The following is a 15,390-nucleotide window of genomic DNA, read 5'->3' as shown; positions in this document are numbered from 1 at the left end:
CCCCACGACTCAGGAGTGTCATGAGCACGACATCTTCGTCCCGCTCGTCCGGCTCGTCCCGCTCGTCTCGTTCAATCCGTCCGTGCCGTCCGTCCGCGCTGAGGACGGCGGCCGCGGCCGCCGGCGTGTGCGCACTCGTCCTCGCCGGTACCGTCCTCGCCCCCGGCGCCCAGGCGGCCCCGGTCTCGGCGCAGGCCCCGTCCGCCGCCCACGCCGTTCGCCCGGCCGCCCCGCGGGCCGACGCACCGACGGGCGCCCCCGTGTCCGGCCGCGTTCTCGGCGACGCCGGCATCAGGCCGCAGGACCGGCCCGGCGTCCAGCGGTTCCGCGAGCTGCGCGCGGGCCTCGCCACGGAGGCGCGGCCCTCGGAGGCACGGCTCTCGGAGGCGGCCGCGAACCGCACCGCCCGGGAGCCGATCGCCGCCCAGACCCACCGGTGGTGGGGCACCGAGCTGGGCCCCGGCGGCAACACCGGCTTCGACGCCGTCATCGCCACCCACACCCTCGACGACACGCTGCGCCTGAGCGGCGCCAACGACTTCCTCTACGCCCCCACCACCAAGCCGCGCAGCAACTCCTGCATCGAGATGGTCACCGTCCACACCCGGGACAGCGCCCAGATATGGGCCTGGGACTGGTGCACCACCGACCCGGCCCAGGCGGTCGGCGCGACCGTCGACATCGACGCCGCCTTCCTCCGGAAGTACGGCGCCACCGTGAACGGCCGCTCCGCCTACAGCGTCGAGATCCAGCTCACCGACGCCCGGACCAACACCTGGAGTGCGTCCTTCTACAACGTCGCCACCAGCACCTGGGACCCGTTCTTCACCAGCCGGGGCACCGACCAGACCGGCCTCGACTACGGCTGGGACATGTTCGAGTACTACTCCGACCGGACGGCCGGCGGCAACGTGGGAGTCTGCCGGGACCTGAGCGGACGGGTCGTCGAGACCACCGGGCTGAAGGTCCGCACCCCCGCCACCGGCACCTGGAGCGACGCCGGCCCCTCCAGCTCGACCGTCTTCCCCGCCGCCACCATGAACCCGTCGGCCTACTTCTGCCCCGGCATCGCCGGCCGCATGACCGCGGCCTACAGCGCCTGGCAGGTGAGCGTCCGCTGAGCCGCCGGGCGGGACGGTGGCGCGAACCGGTCTCGGGGCAGGGAGCCGTACCCGGTGCTGCCGGTGCCCTCGCCGACCTCGCCGACCGCGCTGATCCACCGCGGTCGGGCCGCGCACCCGGTCTTCTCGCCCTTCGGGGTGCGGAGGCCGGGGCTCGGCGGGCGGCCGTGCCGCGACATGCCGACGCCGGCCGGCCCCTGGACGGGGTGGCCGGCGCCGGTGGGCCGGAGCGGAGCGAATTCACGTCACAGAAAATTCGATGGCGACCAAAGTGATCCGGGGACTTGCGGCTATTCGGCCGGGCGAATTTCCGTTCGGGGACCGCTCCGCCGGATCGTCAGAGGATTCGGATGGAGTTGACCTTCGGCGGGTGGTTCGGGAACGTGATGTCGGTCCAGCGGTTGATCCTCACCGAGTCGCCGTTGTCGTCGGAGTAGACCAGGTCGTTGTTCCCCGTGGAGATTCGGTCGACCCACCAGCCGCCGAAGCCGATCGATCCCCCGTTCGCGTAGCAGTCGACGCTGTCACGGCCGTCGAGGTGCGACCAGATCTTCAGGAAGTCATTACGGCTCCCGTCACACGGGATGTGGTCGATGGCGAAGGCGTTGCCGGACGGCACGGCCACGGTGAGCGTGGCCGCCGCGGCGAAGGCCATGGCCATCGAGCTCACGACCTTCTTCGTCTTCGAGATCATGGATTCTCCTCAGTCGGATGAAATGTCGAATCGGAGTCCGCTTCGCAACGAGTTTCCGTTGCGTCGTGCTCGATCAGTATCCAGGCCGCCTTTGTGAGGGTCAATCGAACAAATCCTGACCTGACGTGTTATCGGTCATTTCCATCCGAACTTTCGGCTAGACGTGGGGCAGGTGGGGCTGGTCGGTCGCGAGTGGTTCCGGGGCCGGGTGGGCGGGCCGTCGACCGAAGGCCGCCCACGGGCCGCTCTGACGTGGGGTGATGGCCGGACCGCCGACCGCGTGCGACGGCTGTCGGGGGTGCCTGGCTGGGAGAGGGGGGGTGGGGCTGGCGAGTTTGCGCATGACGTGCACATGCCGCCAGGAGGGAGTGCGGCGGCGTCCGCGCGCCCCCAACGGACCGTCAGGGGTGGTGGGCCGGCCGTGGACCGGGGTGAAGCGTTCGGGCTTCCGCCTGCTCGTCCCGGCCCGGCCGAAACGGGGGCCGGGCCCGGGATCCCTTGACCCGCTGTTCGGGGGATCGCCATGATGGGCCGTCATGTCGTGACTCCGCCGACGGGGGAAGTCCGGTCCGAATCCGGCGCTGACCCGCAACGGTAGGCCGCCCGACCCCGCGTCGGCGGCGAGCCCGAGTACCCGTCGGCGGAGGTGTGTCACTCCCTCCTCCCGTCGTGGTCTGCGGGCCGGAGCCCGCCGGCCGTCGGCGCTCGCCGACGCCTTTCCGGGCCCCTGCGTCCAGGCCCGGAAAGGCATCCCATGCCCGCCGTTCGCCGCTCCCTCGGCCTGCTCGCGATACCCGCCCTCGCCCTCGCCACCCTGCTCCCGGCGGCGGCCACCGCCCACGCTGCCCCCGTTGCCGCGACCTCGTCCGCGACGGTCCGTCCTGACGCCGCCGCGGGCGGCTGGCTGGCCCGGCAGCTCGTCGAGGGTGACCACTTCGAGTCCGTCTTCAACGGGACCGCCTACCCCGACCAGGGCCTGACCATCGACGCCGTGCTGGCCTTCGCCGCCTCGCACGGCTCCGACCAGGCCGCCGCGAAGGCCACCGCCTGGCTGGCGAAGCCGGAGATCATCAGCGGCTACCTCGGCGACGGCACCAGCGAGGCCTACGCGGGCGCGACCGCCAAGCTGCTGCTGGCCGTCGAGGTCCGCGGCGGAGACCCGACGGCCTTCGGCGGCGTCGACCTGCCGGCCCGGCTGCGTTCGCTCCAGACCGCCGAGGGCCGGTTCTCGGACCGCTCGCAGTGGGGCGACTACAGCAACGCCTTCGGCCAGTCGCTGGCCCTGATCGCCCTGCACCGCACGCCCGGCGACGCCCCGGCGGCGGCCGTGGACTTCCTCGCGAACAGCCAGTGCGCGGACGGCGGCTTCCCGGTCGCCTTCGGCCAGGCCACCTGCGCCGGCGACGCGGACGCCACCGCGCTGGCCGTCCAGGCCCTCGCCGCCACCGGCCGCACCGCCAAGGCGAACAGCGGCCTGGGCTGGCTCGCCGCCCACCAGAACGCCGACGGCGGGTTCGCGGCCGCCGGGGCGACCGTCTCCAACGCCAACACCACGGGCCTGGCCACCCAGGCGCTGCTGGCCGGCGGGCGCTTCGGCGCCGGCCTCAAGGGGTGGGGCCGGCTGGTGAAGTTCCAGCAGGGCTGCGAGGCCGACCCCGCGGTGCGCGGCGCCGTCGCCTACGACGCCTCCGGCTTCAACGCGGGCAACGGCGCCCGGGCCACCGCGCAGGCCGTCCTCGGCCTCGCAGGCACCCCGCTGGCCACCCTCTCCGCCGCCGGGGCCCGCCCGGACGCGCCCACCCTGGCCTGCCCGGCCCCGGCTTCCCACTGACCCGCCGAAGCCCGACACCCAGAGGAGAGCTCCGATGACCGACACCCTCACTCCGGCGCGCCCGGTCCGCCGTACGCTCGGCTCGATCGCCGCGGCCGCCGCCCTCACCGCCGGTCTGCTCGGCGTCTCCGCCGTCCAGGCCCCGCAGGCTCAGGCCGCTGCCTGCAGCGGGACGACCGGCGTCACGGTCGTGGTCGACTTCACGGCCGTCGGCGGCGGTGTCCAGACCGGCTGTGCGCTCGGCGACCCGGCCAGTGGTCTGGCCGCGCTGACCGGCGCCGGGTTCTCGTACTCCTTCCACCCGCGCTTCCCGGGCTTCGTCTGCACCATCAACAGCCTGCCGACGACCTGCACCAACCCCACCGGCAGCGCCTACTGGTCGTACTGGCACGCCCAGCACGGCGGCTCCTGGTCGTACAGCACCCTGGGCGCGGGCAGCTACGACCCGGCCCCCGGCGACGTCGAGGGCTGGTCCTTCGGCGCCGGCGCGCAGCCGGGCATCACGGCCCCCTGAGCCCGGGCGCACGCGCGCCCCGGCCCCTCCGCGGACGGAGGGGCCGGGGCGTCGGCCACTGGTGGACCCGCCTCCGGCGGCGGTGGAGGCGGTGCCGTCGACGGCACGTGTGAACGGACCTACGCTGTGGTGAAAGCGATATGACGACTCGTTGACGATGGCTCCGAGCGCGTGGTGTGATGAACCGCTTTTCAATCCTCGGCAGTCAGGGGAAGCCGGTCCGATTCCGGCGCTGACCCGCAACCGTAGACCCGCCCCCAAGGGCTGGTGAGCCGGAATGCCTGCGCCGGGCCTTGTTCATGAGTACATGCGTCGTCGTGGACTACGACGCGGTCGCGACGGCCCCCTGCCGGGGGAGAGCCGTCGGCTGCGCCGTGGGACCCGACGACCGATCGGGGAGTCGCCGGTGAGGGTCAGCAGCAGTCCTACGCGTCGCGGAAGCAGAGAGCTGGGCTCGCTTCTGGTCACCACGGCCGTCGCGGTGGCCGCGGGAGGAACCGTCCTGCTGGGCCACCCCGGCTCAGCGGCAGCCGACCCGATCGGGCAGTGCCCGGCGACGACGGGCGCGATCGTCGCCGTCGACGCCGGCCACGGGGGCGGCGGGGGCGTCCGGGGCTGTGACGCCCACCCGACGCCGGGGATGAACCCGCCGCACAGCGCGATCGCCGTCCTCGCCCCGCGCACGGCCCCTGGCTACGAGGCGGCCGCCGAGAAGGGTGCCACCACACCGCCGACCACCACGCCTTCGACCATGCCCGCAGCCGCGCCCGCCGGGAGGAAGCCCGACGCCGTGAAGGGGAGCGCCTACCTCACCGACCCGTCCCGGCTGATCGGCGGTCACTACTACGAGGGGTTCCCGGCCTTCGCCGACTTCGGCCTGACCATCGACGGCGCCTACGCCCTGGCCGCGACCGGCACCGACGACGCCGCGCTGCGCCGGATCGTCGACTTCCTGGACCAGCAGGGCAAGGACGCGAGCGAGCGCACCGTCAACGACTGGACGGCCATCGGCGCCGAGTACGCCGGAGGCGGGTCCATCGGCAAGGAGGCGTTGCTGGCGGAGGTCGTGGGCCGCGACCCGCGCGCCTTCGGCGGCCACGACCTGATCGCCGCCCTCGCCGCGATGGTGTGCACCAAGGCCGACGCGAACACCGGCTGCGCTGCCCCCGGCAACTACGTCTACGCGACCTCGGTGTTCTCCCAGGCGCTCGCCGTCATGGCCCAGCTCCGGGCCGGCGACGCCGCCCACGCCGCCCCTGCGGTCGGCTACCTGAAGGGCCTGCAGCACGCGGACGGCTCCTGGCCGAGCCTGGTCCCCGCCACCGGCGACTCGGACGTGGACAGTACGGCGATGGCCGTCATGGCCCTGGCCCTGGTTCCGGGCGACGAGGCGGCGCAGGCGGTCGACAGGGGGGTCGCCTGGCTGGCCGCGCGGCAACTGCCCGACGGGGGCTTCCCCGGTGCGGCCGGTGACTCCACCAACTCGGCCGCGCTGGCCGTCCAGGGCATGACGACACGTCAGTCGCTCTACGGTGCGCAGATCGCCAAGGCGCTCGACTTCCTCGCCGGGCAGCAGAACGGCGACGGCGGGTTCAACGTCGCCTCCGGCGGCGGGCCCGGCTCGGACGTCCGCGCCTCCACACAGGTGCTGGGCGGTGCGACCGGGATCTCCTTCGGCACGCTGACCCGCACCCTCGGAGGTACGCCGACGCCGACTCCCACGGGGACGCCGACCGGCACGCCCACGGGGACGCCGACCGTTACTCCCACGGGGACGCCGACGGGCACCGCGACCGCGACCGGTACGCCGACCCCGACGGGCACCGGCACGCAGCCGGCGACGACGTCCCCTGCCTCCGTCGCGCCCGATCCCGGTGACGGCTCGACCACCGGGCCGTCCGGCGCCCCGCCCGTCGGTGACCCGCTCGTCGGTGACCCGCTCGTCGTTGGTGTTCCCGCCGGTGCCGGGCAGTCCGGGGCCGGGCGCTCCGGTGTCGGCGGCCTCGCGGCCACGGGGAGCGAGGCACTCGCACTGACGGGTGCCGCCGGCCTGCTGACCGCGCTCGGCGCCGCGGCCGTCCTGGCCGCCCGCCGTCGTACCGCCTCCGGCCCGGGGCGTCACCGGTGATCCGGCGCTTCGCCCGGCTGCTGGGCGCGGCCGCCACGACCCTGGCCGTCGCGTTCGGGGGTGTTGCCGTGGGCACCGCCCCGGCGTCCGCGGCCCCGCTGCCGATGGACCAGTGCACCACCACCTCCGGTGTCGTGCTCGCCGTGGACTTCGGAAAGTGGGGCGGCCCGCTGCTGCGCTCCTGCGGCACCACTCCCACCACCGGCTACACCCTGCTGAACCAGGGCGGCTGGAGGACCACCGGGACCGGGCACGACGGCCCGGCCTTCATCTGCCGGATCGGGTACAGCGGCTTCCAGGGCGGCAGGCAGTTTCCGACCCCGGACCAGGAGAAGTGCGTCCTGACGCCCCCGGCCACCGCCTACTGGTCGTACTGGCACGCCGATCCGGGCCAGAACACCTGGTCGTACAGCCAACTCGGCGCGATGCTCTACCAGCCGAAGCCGGGCAGCGTCGACCTGTGGATCTTCGGCGGCACCGACATCGAGGGCGCCGAGGGGCGTCCGGCCTTCTCGCCGGACAGTGTCCGGGCGCACGACCCCGGCCCCGGCGGGCAGCCGGCCGACCCGGGTCAGGGCACTGCGGGCGGCTCCGGCGGTGCCTCAGGCGGCTCCGGCAGCGGCTCCGGTGGCTCCACCGGCACGACCGGCACGACCGGCACGACCGGCACGACCGGCACGACCGGCGGCCCCGGGGCCGGACGAGCCCCGGCTCCCGCCAAGCCCCCGGCGGGCGGAGCCCGTCCGCCCGCGCCCGGCACGCCCCCCGGCACCGCCGTCACCCCCGAGGACGGCATCACCCCGCCGGGCGCGCCCGATCCGACGCCCGTGCCGGCCACACCGGTCCCGGTCGACACACCTCCCGCGACGCCCACGGACACGCCGAGCGACCAGCCGTCGGAGCAGCCCGCCGTGGCCGCGCCGACGCCCACCCCTGCCGTACCCGGCGCAGTGGTGAACGCCGACCCGGTGGCCGATGCCCCGCACGACTCCGGCTCGATGGTTCCCGCCGTGGTCGGGGTCGTCCTCGTCGTGGTGCTCGGGGTGGCCACCGTGGTCGCGGCGCGGCAGCGCCGCCGACGGGCCGAGTGATCGGGTGAGCACGCTCGACAAGGCCGTCGCCGGCTCCTCCCCGCGCTCCGTCCTCGGGCGGGCGGCGGCGAGCGGGCGCGCCCCGCGGAACCTGCACCCGCTGGCCTGGTGGGCCTGGGCGCTCGCCCTGGCGACGGCGGCCAGCCGCACCACCAACCCGCTGCTGCTCCTGCTCGTCCTCGGCGTGCTCGGCTTCGTGGTCACCGCCCGGCGCAGCGAGGCCCCGTGGGCGCGCGGCTTCACCTACTACCTGTGGCTGGCCCTGACGGTGGTGGCGATCCGGGTGGTCTTCCGGTGCGTCTTCGCCACCGGGACCACCCCGCACGACCATCTGCTCTTCTCGCTGCCGCACATCCCCACCCCGGCCTGGTACGCGGGCATCGAGATCGGGGGGCCGGTGTCGCTGGAGGCCACGCTCTCGGCGGCCTTCGACGGGCTGCGGCTGGCCTGTCTGATCTGCTGCATCGGCGCCGCCAACACGCTGGCCAACCCCAAGCGGGCCCTGCGCGTCCTGCCCGGGGCCCTGTACGAGCTGGGCGTCGCGGTGACGGTGTCGCTCAGTGTCGCGCCGCAGCTGGTGCAGAGCGTCCAACGCGTCGCCCGGGCCCGGCGGTTGCGTGCCGGGCGGCGCAAGGGCGTGCGCGCGCTGCGCGGCATCGTGGTGCCGGTCCTGGAGGACGCGCTGGAGCGCTCGCTGAGCCTGGCGGCCGCGATGGACTCGCGCGGCTACGGGCGTTCCGGCACCGCCTCGCGCCGCTCCCGGCGGCTCACCGGCGCCCTGATGCTGCTCGGCATGTGCGGCCTGTGTGCCGGGGTGTACGGGCTGCTGGACGGAACGGCTCCGGCCGCGCTCGGCGTGCCGGCCTTCGCGGCGGGTGCCGGGCTCTGTGTGGCGGGCCTGCTGCTCGGCGGGCGGCGGGTGCGGCGCACCACCTACCGGCCGGACCGGTGGCGGGCCGCCGAGTGGGCGGTCGCCGGGTGCGGAGTGGCCGCCGCCGTGCTGCTGTTCGCCACGGTCGGCTACGACGCCACCGACCTCAACCCCTCCCTCTACCCGCTGACCTGGCCGGCCCTGCCGCTCGTCCCGGTGCTCGCCCTGTTGTTGGCGGGCGCCGCCGGGATCGTCTCCCCGCCGCCGGGCCGAACGCCCGCGGCCTCCGCCGTCCCCCCGCCAGTACCGACCGTTCGCACACCGAGGTGACCACGTGATCCGATTCGACCAGGTCGGCGTGGTGTACGACGGCGCGACGACGCCCGTCCTGCGCGACGTCGACCTGCACATCCCGGAGGGCGAGCTCTGCCTGGTGGTCGGCCGTACCGGCGCCGGCAAGTCCACCCTGCTCGGCGCCGTCAACGGGCTGGTGCCGCACTTCACCGGCGGCACCCTGCGGGGCAGGGTCACCGTGGACGGCCGCGACACCGCCCACCACCCGCCGCGTGAACTCGCCGACGTGGTCGGCGTGGTCGGGCAGGACCCGCTGGCCGGCTTCACCACCGACACGGTCGAGGAGGAACTGGCCTACGTCATGGAGCAGTTGGCGATCCCGCCGGAGGTGATGCGCAAGCGGGTCGAGGAGACCCTGGACCTGCTCGGCCTGGCCGACCTGCGCCACCGGGCCCTGCACGAGCTCTCCGGCGGCCAGCAGCAGCGCGTCGCCATCGGCTCCGTCCTCACCGCGCACCCCCGCGTGCTGGTGCTGGACGAGCCGACCTCGGCGCTGGACCCGACCGCCGCCGAGGAGGTGCTCGCCGCGATCACCCGGCTCGTCCACGACCTCGGCGTCACCGTGCTGCTCGCCGAGCACCGGCTGGAGCGGGTCGTCCAGTACGCCGACCGGGTCGCCTACCTGCCCGGCGACGGGACGGTGGTGCACGGGCCGCCCGCCGAGGTCTTCCGGGACACCGCGATCGCGCCGCCCGTCGTCGACCTCGGCCGGCTGGCGGGCTGGCGGCCGCTGCCGCTGTCCGTCCGGGACGCCCGCCGGGCCGCCGCGCCGCTGCGCGAGCGGCTCACCGACGTGCCCGTTCCTCCGCCGCGCCGGGCAGCGGTGGCGGGGGAACGGGTGCTGGACGCCCGGGGGGTGGTCGTCCGGTACGGGCCGGTGGCCGCCGTCCGGGAGGTCGACCTGGCGCTGCGCGCGGGCGAGGTCACCGCGCTGACCGGCCGCAACGGCTCCGGCAAGTCCTCGCTGCTGTGGGCCCTCCAGGGATCCGGGCCGCGCCAGGGCGGCAGCGTGAAGGTCACCGGCACCGGGGGCGGGAAGGCCGAGGACCCCAAGCGCCTGCCCGCGGCCCGGGCCCGGCAGCTGGTCGGGCTCGTCCCGCAGACCCCCACCGACCTGCTGTACCTGGAAACGGTCGCCCAGGAACTCGCCCAGAGCGACCTCGAAGCGGACCGCGCGGGCGGGCCGACCGCACGGCGGATCCTCGACCGCCTGGCCCCCGGGATCCCGGACGGCACCCACCCCCGGGACCTCTCCGAGGGCCAGCGGCTGGCCCTGGTGCTGGCGATCCAACTGTCCTCCGCACCACGGGTGGTGCTGCTGGATGAGCCCACCCGGGGCCTGGACTACCAGGCGAAGGAGGCACTCACCGGCATCGTGGACGCCCTCGCGGCGGAGGGCCGCGCGGTCGTGGTCTCCACCCACGACGTCGAGTTCGTCGCCTCCGCCGCCGACCGCGTGGTCGTGATGGCCGAGGGGGAGGTCGTCGCCGATGGCCCGACCGCCGAGGTCATCGTCGCCTCGCCCACCTTCGCCCCGCAGACCGCCAAGATCCTCGCCCCACTGGCGTACCTGACCACCCGGCAGGTCGCCGAGGCCCTCGCACCGGCGCGGGCCGCCAGGTGACCGCCCTGCGGATCCCCGGCCGGGCCCGGATCGTCGTCGCCCTGGCCGCCTTCATCGGCCTCGTGGCCTTCACCTGGCCGTTCCTCGTCGCCCCCGGGAAGTTCGGCTCCGACTACGCCCCGCCGCTGATCTTCGGCGCCCTGCTCCTCCTGGTGCTCGCCGTCGTCATCGCCGAGATCTCCGTCGGCGGCATCGACGCCAAGGCCCTCGCCATGCTCGGCGTCCTCTCCGCCGTCAACGCCGGCCTGCGACCCCTCGGCGCCGGCACCGCCGGGGTGGAGACGGTCTTCTTCGTCCTCGTCCTGGCAGGCCGGGTCTTCGGCCCCGGCTTCGGCTTCACCCTCGGCTGCACCTCCCTGTTCGCCTCCGCCCTGCTCACCGGCGGCGTCGGCCCCTGGATGCCCTACCAGATGTTCGGCTGCGCCTTCGTGGGCCTGCTCGCCGGGCTGCTCCCGCCGGCCCGCCGCCGCTGGGAGGTCCCGATGCTGGCCGCCTACGGGGCGTTCTCCGGCTACCTGTTCGGCTTCCTGCTGAACCTCTCCTTCTGGCCGTTCTCCACCGACCCCAACAGCTCCATCGCCTACCTGCCCGGCCTGCCGTTCACCGAGCAGTGGCACCGCTACCTGCTGTTCGACCTCGCCACCTCGCTCGGCTGGGACACCGGCCGCGCCGTCACCACCTTCACCGCCGTGCTCGTCGTCGGCCCGGCCGTCCTCACCGTGCTGCGCCGCGCTGCCCGCCGCGCCAACTTCGAGCCCACCGTGCGCTTCGAGCCCGCCGTGCGGATCGAGCCCCCGGACGGCGCCGGCACCACGGCGGTGCCGGCTGCCGCGCGGCCGGTGGAGACGGCGCCCTCGTGCACCGGACAGGTCCTGCCGCGGCGCGCCGACCCCGCGCGGATGCGCCGATCGGCACCCGGACGGTAACCGCGTCGGCATGGGTCTCCCGGGATCCGCCGTCCGACGGGGGAGGCGATGTCCCGTCGACGCCCCGACCCTCCGCGACAGGGGCAGCGGCGCCGACGGGACGGACGCGGTCACACCGTCCGGTACCGGTGGAACCCGCGCCCGCTCTTGCGGCCGAGCAAGCCGGCTTCGACCATCCGGGAGAGCAGCGGCGGGGGCGCGTAGAGCGGTTCCTTGTACTCCTCGTACATGGACTCGGCGATCGCCTGGACGGTGTCGAGGCCGATCAGGTCGGCGAGTCGGAGCGGGCCCATCGGGTGGGCGCAGCCGTGGACCATGCCGGCGTCGATGTCCTCGGGGGTGGCGTGGCCCGCCTCGGCCATCCGGATCGCGGCGAGCAGGTAGGGCACGAGCAGGGCGTTGACGACGAAGCCGGCGCGGTCCCGGGAGCGGATGACGTGCTTGCCGAGGACGTCCCGGGCGAAGGCCTCCACCCGGTCGACGGTGGCGGGGGCGGTGTGCAGCGAGGTGACCAGCTCGACCAGCGGCATCACCGGGGCCGGGTTGAAGAAGTGCAGGCCCAGGACGTGCGGCGCTCGGCCGGTGGCGATGCCCAGCCGGGTGACCGGGATGGCGGAGGTGTTGGTGGCCAGCACGGCGTCCCCGGCGAACAGCACCTTGTCGAGGGTGGAGAGGACCTCGGTCTTGACCCGTTCGTCCTCGACGACGGCCTCGACGACGAGCTGGCGGTCGGCGAGGGCTTCGAGGTCGTCGGCGAACAGCAGGTGGGCCCAGGCGTCGGTGCGCTGCTCCTCGGTCATTCGGCCGCGGTCGACGGCGCGGTGCAGGGAGCGGTCGATCCGGGCACGGGCGGCGCTCAGGGCGTCCCGGCCGTTCTCGCAGACGATGGTGTCGAGCCCGGCGCGGGCGAAGACCTCGGCGATGCCGGAGCCCATCTGCCCGGCACCGACGACGGCCACACGGCGGATGTCGTTCATGCGATCGGCCTTTCGGGGTGGTTGCGGACCGGACCGGGTCAGGAAGCCGGGACGGTGGTGCGCACGAGGTGACGGGCGTAGGCCTCGGTGGTGAGGAAGGCGGGCAGCTCCGCGCCGAGGGCGGTCTCCTCCAGGATCCGGACCGCGTCGTCCACGAGGACCGGGTCGGCCCCTTCGGCGAGCAGGACGGCCCGTTCCCGGTCGATGTGTCGGCGCACCAGGTCCGCGGTGGCGAGCGAGCCGCCGGTCAGGCGGGTGCAGTGGTGCTGCCACTGCCAGAGCTGGCAGCGGGCGATCTCGGCGGTGGCGACGTCCTCCATCAGGCCGAAGACGGCGACGGCTCCCACGCCGCCCAGCCAGGCGGTCAGGTAGCGCAGCGCGACCGCGACGTTGGAGCGCACGCCCTGCTCGGTGGGCAGGCCGGCCGAGAGCCGCTGGACGCCCAGCAGGTCGTCGGCGGTGACCTCGACGTCCTCGCGGGTGCGGTCGAGCTGGTGCGGGCGGTCGCCGAGGACGGCGTCGAAGGCGGTGCGGCAGGTGGCGACCAGGCCGGGGTGGGCGACCCACGAGCCGTCGAAGCCGTCGCCGGCCTCGCGTTCCTTGTCGGCGCGGACCTTGGCCAGCGCGACGGCGTCGGCCTCCGGGTCCCGCCGCGGGATGGCCGCGGCCATCCCGCCGACGGCGTGGGCGCCGCGCCGGTGGCAGGTGCGCACCAGCAGGTCGGTGTAGGCGCGCATGAACGGCTGGGTCATCGTGAGGGTCGCCCGGTCGGGCAGGACGAAGCGCGGGCCGTGGTGGGCGAAGGTCTTGATCAGGCTGAACAGGTAGTCCCAGCGGCCGGCGTTCAACCCGGCGGCGTGGTCGCGCAGTTCGTAGAGGATCTCGTCCATCTCGAAGGCGGCGGTGACGGTCTCGATCAGGACGGTGGCGCGGACGGTGCCGTGCGGGATGCCCAACTCGGCCTGGGCGAAGACGAAGACGTCGTTCCACAGCCGGGCCTCGTGGTGGTTCTCCAGCTTCGGCAGGTAGAAGTACGGGCCGCTGCCGCGTTCGATCTGCCGCTTGCCGCAGTGGAAGAGGTAGAGGCCGAAGTCGACCAGGCCGCCGACGGCCGGGCGGCCGTCGACCAGCAGGTGCCGCTCGTCCAGGTGCCAGCCGCGCGGGCGGACCACGATGGTGGCGGGGGTGTCGCCGATGCGGTACCGCCTGCCCTCCGGGGTGGTGTCGTCGATCCGGCGCTCGATAGCGTCGACCAGGTTGAGCTGACCGGAGACGAGGTTGTGCCAGGTGGGGGAGGTGGCGTCCTCGAAGTCGGCGAGCCACACCTCGGCACCGGAGTTGAGCGCGTTGACGGCCATCCGGCGCTCCGGCGGGCCGGTGATCTCCACCCGGCGGTCCTCCAGGCCCGGGCCCGCGCCGGCCACGCGCCAGTGCGGATCGGCCCGGACGGCGCTCGTCCCCGGGAGGAAGCCGAGGCCGCCGCCGGCCGCGAACTCGGCGCGGCGGCGCTCCCGTTCGACGAGCAGCCCGGTGCGGCGCCGGGCGAACCGGCGGTGCAGGAGGGCGAGGAAGGCGAGGGCCTCGGGCGTGAGGATCTCGTCGAAGCGGTCCTCGTGTGCGCCGAGGATCTCGATGCGGCTGGGCTGGCTCATCCGGTTCTCCAGGAGGGCCTAGGCGCCCGGGGCCTCGTCCCTCAACGAGGCCCCGGGCGGCGGGGTGGAAGGCGGCTCGTCCCCGACGGGCCGCCGGGGTGGGCTCAGTGGAACTGCTCGGCCTCGGTGGAGCCGGTGAGCGCCAGGGTCTCGGCGTTCGGGTTGAGGGCGGTGGAGACCAGGTCGAAGTAGCCGGTGCCGACCTCGCGCTGGTGCCTGACGGCGGTGTAGCCGTCCGGCACGGCGGCGAACTCGGCCTCCTGGAGGTCGACGTAGGCCGTCATCCCGTGCTCGGCGTAGCCGCGGGCGAGCTGGAACATCGAGTGGTTGAGCGCGTGGAAGCCGGCCAGCGTGATGAACTGGAAGCGGTAGCCCATCGCGCCCAGTTCCCGCTGGAACTTGGCGATCCGGTCGTCGTCCAGCGCCGCCTTCCAGTTGAACGACGGCGAGCAGTTGTACGCCAGCATCTTGTCCGGGTACTCGGCCTTGAGCGCCTCGGCGAACTCGCGGGCCTGGCCGAGGTCCGGGGTGCCGGTCTCCACCCAGATCAGGTCCGCGTACGGGGCGAAGGCCAAGCCGCGCGAGATCACCGGGGCCATGCCCGGCTCGACCCGGTAGAAGCCCTCGGCGGTGCGCTCGCCGGTGCAGAACCGGGCGTCTCGCTCGTCCACGTCGCTGGTCAGCAGGTCGGCCGCGAGCGCGTCGGTGCGGGCGACGATCAGGGTCGGCACGTCGGCGATGTCGGCCGCCAGCCGGGCCGAGTTGAGGGTGCGGACGTGCTGGGCGGTGGGGACGAGCACCTTGCCGCCGAGGTGGCCGCACTTCTTCTCGGAGGCCAGCTGGTCCTCGTAGTGGATGCCCGCAGCGCCGGCCGCGATCATGCCCTTGGTGAGCTCGAAGGCGTTCAGCGGCCCGCCGAACCCGGCCTCCGCGTCGGCGACGATCGGCACCAGCCAGTCCGGGCCGTCGTTGCCCTCCGCGGCGTCGATCCCGTCGGCGCGCAGCAGCGCGTTGTTGATCCTGCGCACCACCTGGGGCACGGAGTCGGCGGGGTAGAGGCTCTGGTCCGGGTAGGTCTGGCCGGCCTGGTTGGCGTCTGCCGCGACCTGCCAGCCGGACAGGTAGATCGCCTGCAGCCCGGCCCTCACCATCTGCACGGCCTGGCCGCCGGTGAGCGCGCCGAGGGCGTGGACGTAGTCCAGCTCGTGCAACTGCCGCCACAGCCGCTCGGCGCCGCGCCGGGCGAGCGTGTGCTCCTCCCGGACGGTGCCGGACAGGCGCACCACGTCGGCCGCCGAGTAGCTGCGCTCGATGCCGGCCCAGCGGGGGTCCGAGGCCCATCGGGTGGCCAGCGCCGCCGCGCGCCGCTCCTGCTGCTGCCGAACCGACTGAGTCATGGTGATCCACTCCAGGGATGCTTTGCGAAGGATGTGAAATGCCTCTCACCGCAGGGCGAGTGGGCGGCCGGTCGATGCCGGGCGGCGGTGCGTCACCGCGCGACGCGGTCGCCCGGGCAGTCCGGACCAGGCCGGTTGACCTGGTGCTTCCCGGCTGCCGGGTGCGCCTCCCGGTCGCACCACCGACTCTGGCAGCTCGCCCGGCCCCCG

Annotated in this window: 12 protein-coding genes and 2 riboswitches; of the genes, 8 read left to right on the top strand and 4 right to left on the bottom strand. The window is 74.4% G+C overall.

Features of this window, described 5'->3' with window-relative positions:
* Positions 1-125: 125 nt before the first annotated feature.
* Entirely contained in the window at positions 126-1,121 is a 996-nt protein-coding gene (locus ACFQ6N_RS14155; RefSeq protein ID WP_380649160.1) for a hypothetical protein, read from the top strand.
* Between the two features lie 337 nt (positions 1,122-1,458).
* Here ACFQ6N_RS14155 and ACFQ6N_RS14150 read toward each other — a convergent pair whose 3' ends face one another.
* A complete protein-coding gene (locus ACFQ6N_RS14150) occupies positions 1,459-1,815 on the bottom strand; it encodes a beta/gamma crystallin domain-containing protein (protein WP_380649159.1) in 357 nt (118 codons plus the stop codon).
* 534 nt (positions 1,816-2,349) lie between these two features.
* A riboswitch (cobalamin riboswitch) is annotated at positions 2,350-2,472 on the top strand.
* Between the two features lie 97 nt (positions 2,473-2,569).
* On the opposite strand from ACFQ6N_RS14150, the gene ACFQ6N_RS14145 reads away from it, so the two are divergent.
* From ACFQ6N_RS14145 to ACFQ6N_RS14115, 7 genes are all read left to right on the top strand, one after another.
* Complete coding sequence (locus tag ACFQ6N_RS14145; protein WP_380649158.1) at positions 2,570-3,646, top strand: peptidase; 1,077 nt, start codon at positions 2,570-2,572, stop codon at positions 3,644-3,646.
* Between the two features lie 34 nt (positions 3,647-3,680).
* The gene (locus ACFQ6N_RS14140; protein WP_380649157.1) at positions 3,681-4,160 is read left to right on the top strand and encodes a flagellar hook-length control protein FliK; all 480 of its coding nucleotides are present in this window, start codon (positions 3,681-3,683) and stop codon (positions 4,158-4,160) included.
* Between the two features lie 157 nt (positions 4,161-4,317).
* Positions 4,318-4,464, top strand: a riboswitch (cobalamin riboswitch).
* A 177-nt stretch (positions 4,465-4,641) separates the two neighbouring features.
* Positions 4,642-6,288 (top strand): prenyltransferase/squalene oxidase repeat-containing protein, encoded by a 1,647-nt coding sequence (locus ACFQ6N_RS14135; RefSeq protein WP_380649156.1) that lies wholly within the window; start codon positions 4,642-4,644, stop codon positions 6,286-6,288.
* Positions 6,285-7,379, top strand: a complete 1,095-nt coding sequence (locus ACFQ6N_RS14130) for a hypothetical protein (RefSeq protein ID WP_380649155.1) — start codon at positions 6,285-6,287, stop codon at positions 7,377-7,379. The genes ACFQ6N_RS14135 and ACFQ6N_RS14130 overlap by 4 nt, the downstream gene beginning before the upstream one ends.
* Before the next feature lie 4 nt (positions 7,380-7,383).
* Positions 7,384-8,580 (top strand): CbiQ family ECF transporter T component, encoded by a 1,197-nt coding sequence (locus ACFQ6N_RS14125; RefSeq protein WP_380649154.1) that lies wholly within the window; start codon positions 7,384-7,386, stop codon positions 8,578-8,580.
* A 4-nt stretch (positions 8,581-8,584) separates the two neighbouring features.
* Positions 8,585-10,228, top strand: a complete 1,644-nt coding sequence (locus ACFQ6N_RS14120; RefSeq protein WP_380649153.1) for an ABC transporter ATP-binding protein — start codon at positions 8,585-8,587, stop codon at positions 10,226-10,228.
* Positions 10,225-11,154: an ECF transporter S component gene (locus ACFQ6N_RS14115; RefSeq protein ID WP_380649152.1), complete on the top strand. Its 930-nt coding sequence runs from the start codon at positions 10,225-10,227 to the stop codon at positions 11,152-11,154. The genes ACFQ6N_RS14120 and ACFQ6N_RS14115 overlap by 4 nt, the downstream gene beginning before the upstream one ends.
* 110 nt (positions 11,155-11,264) lie before the next feature.
* On the opposite strand, the gene ACFQ6N_RS14110 is transcribed toward ACFQ6N_RS14115, so the two are convergent.
* From ACFQ6N_RS14110 to aceA, 3 genes are all read right to left on the bottom strand, one after another.
* Complete coding sequence (locus ACFQ6N_RS14110; RefSeq protein WP_380649151.1) at positions 11,265-12,131, bottom strand: 3-hydroxybutyryl-CoA dehydrogenase; 867 nt, start codon at positions 12,129-12,131, stop codon at positions 11,265-11,267.
* Positions 12,132-12,169: 38 nt separating this feature from the next.
* Positions 12,170-13,783, bottom strand: a complete 1,614-nt coding sequence (aceB, locus tag ACFQ6N_RS14105; protein ID WP_380649150.1) for a malate synthase A — start codon at positions 13,781-13,783, stop codon at positions 12,170-12,172.
* A 104-nt stretch (positions 13,784-13,887) separates the two neighbouring features.
* Complete coding sequence (gene aceA, locus ACFQ6N_RS14100) at positions 13,888-15,180, bottom strand: isocitrate lyase (protein ID WP_380649148.1); 1,293 nt, start codon at positions 15,178-15,180, stop codon at positions 13,888-13,890.
* Positions 15,181-15,390 lie beyond the last annotated feature (210 nt).

This window comes from Kitasatospora sp. NPDC056446 (assembly GCF_042796115.1).
Classification (GTDB): domain Bacteria; phylum Actinomycetota; class Actinomycetes; order Streptomycetales; family Streptomycetaceae; genus Kitasatospora.
The sequence above is the reverse complement of the archived record's forward strand: the minus strand, read 5'-3'. Positions and strand labels throughout refer to the sequence as shown.

Coding starts and splice junctions, on each gene's coding strand:
- ACFQ6N_RS14140 (WP_380649157.1), top strand. CDS start 3,681: ATGACCGACACCCTCACTCCGGCGCGCCCGGTCCGCCGTACGCTCGGC.
- aceB (WP_380649150.1), bottom strand. CDS start 13,783: ATGAGCCAGCCCAGCCGCATCGAGATCCTCGGCGCACACGAGGACCGC.
- ACFQ6N_RS14150 (WP_380649159.1), bottom strand. CDS start 1,815: ATGATCTCGAAGACGAAGAAGGTCGTGAGCTCGATGGCCATGGCCTTC.
- aceA (WP_380649148.1), bottom strand. CDS start 15,180: ATGACTCAGTCGGTTCGGCAGCAGCAGGAGCGGCGCGCGGCGGCGCTG.
- ACFQ6N_RS14110 (WP_380649151.1), bottom strand. CDS start 12,131: ATGAACGACATCCGCCGTGTGGCCGTCGTCGGTGCCGGGCAGATGGGC.
- ACFQ6N_RS14145 (WP_380649158.1), top strand. CDS start 2,570: ATGCCCGCCGTTCGCCGCTCCCTCGGCCTGCTCGCGATACCCGCCCTC.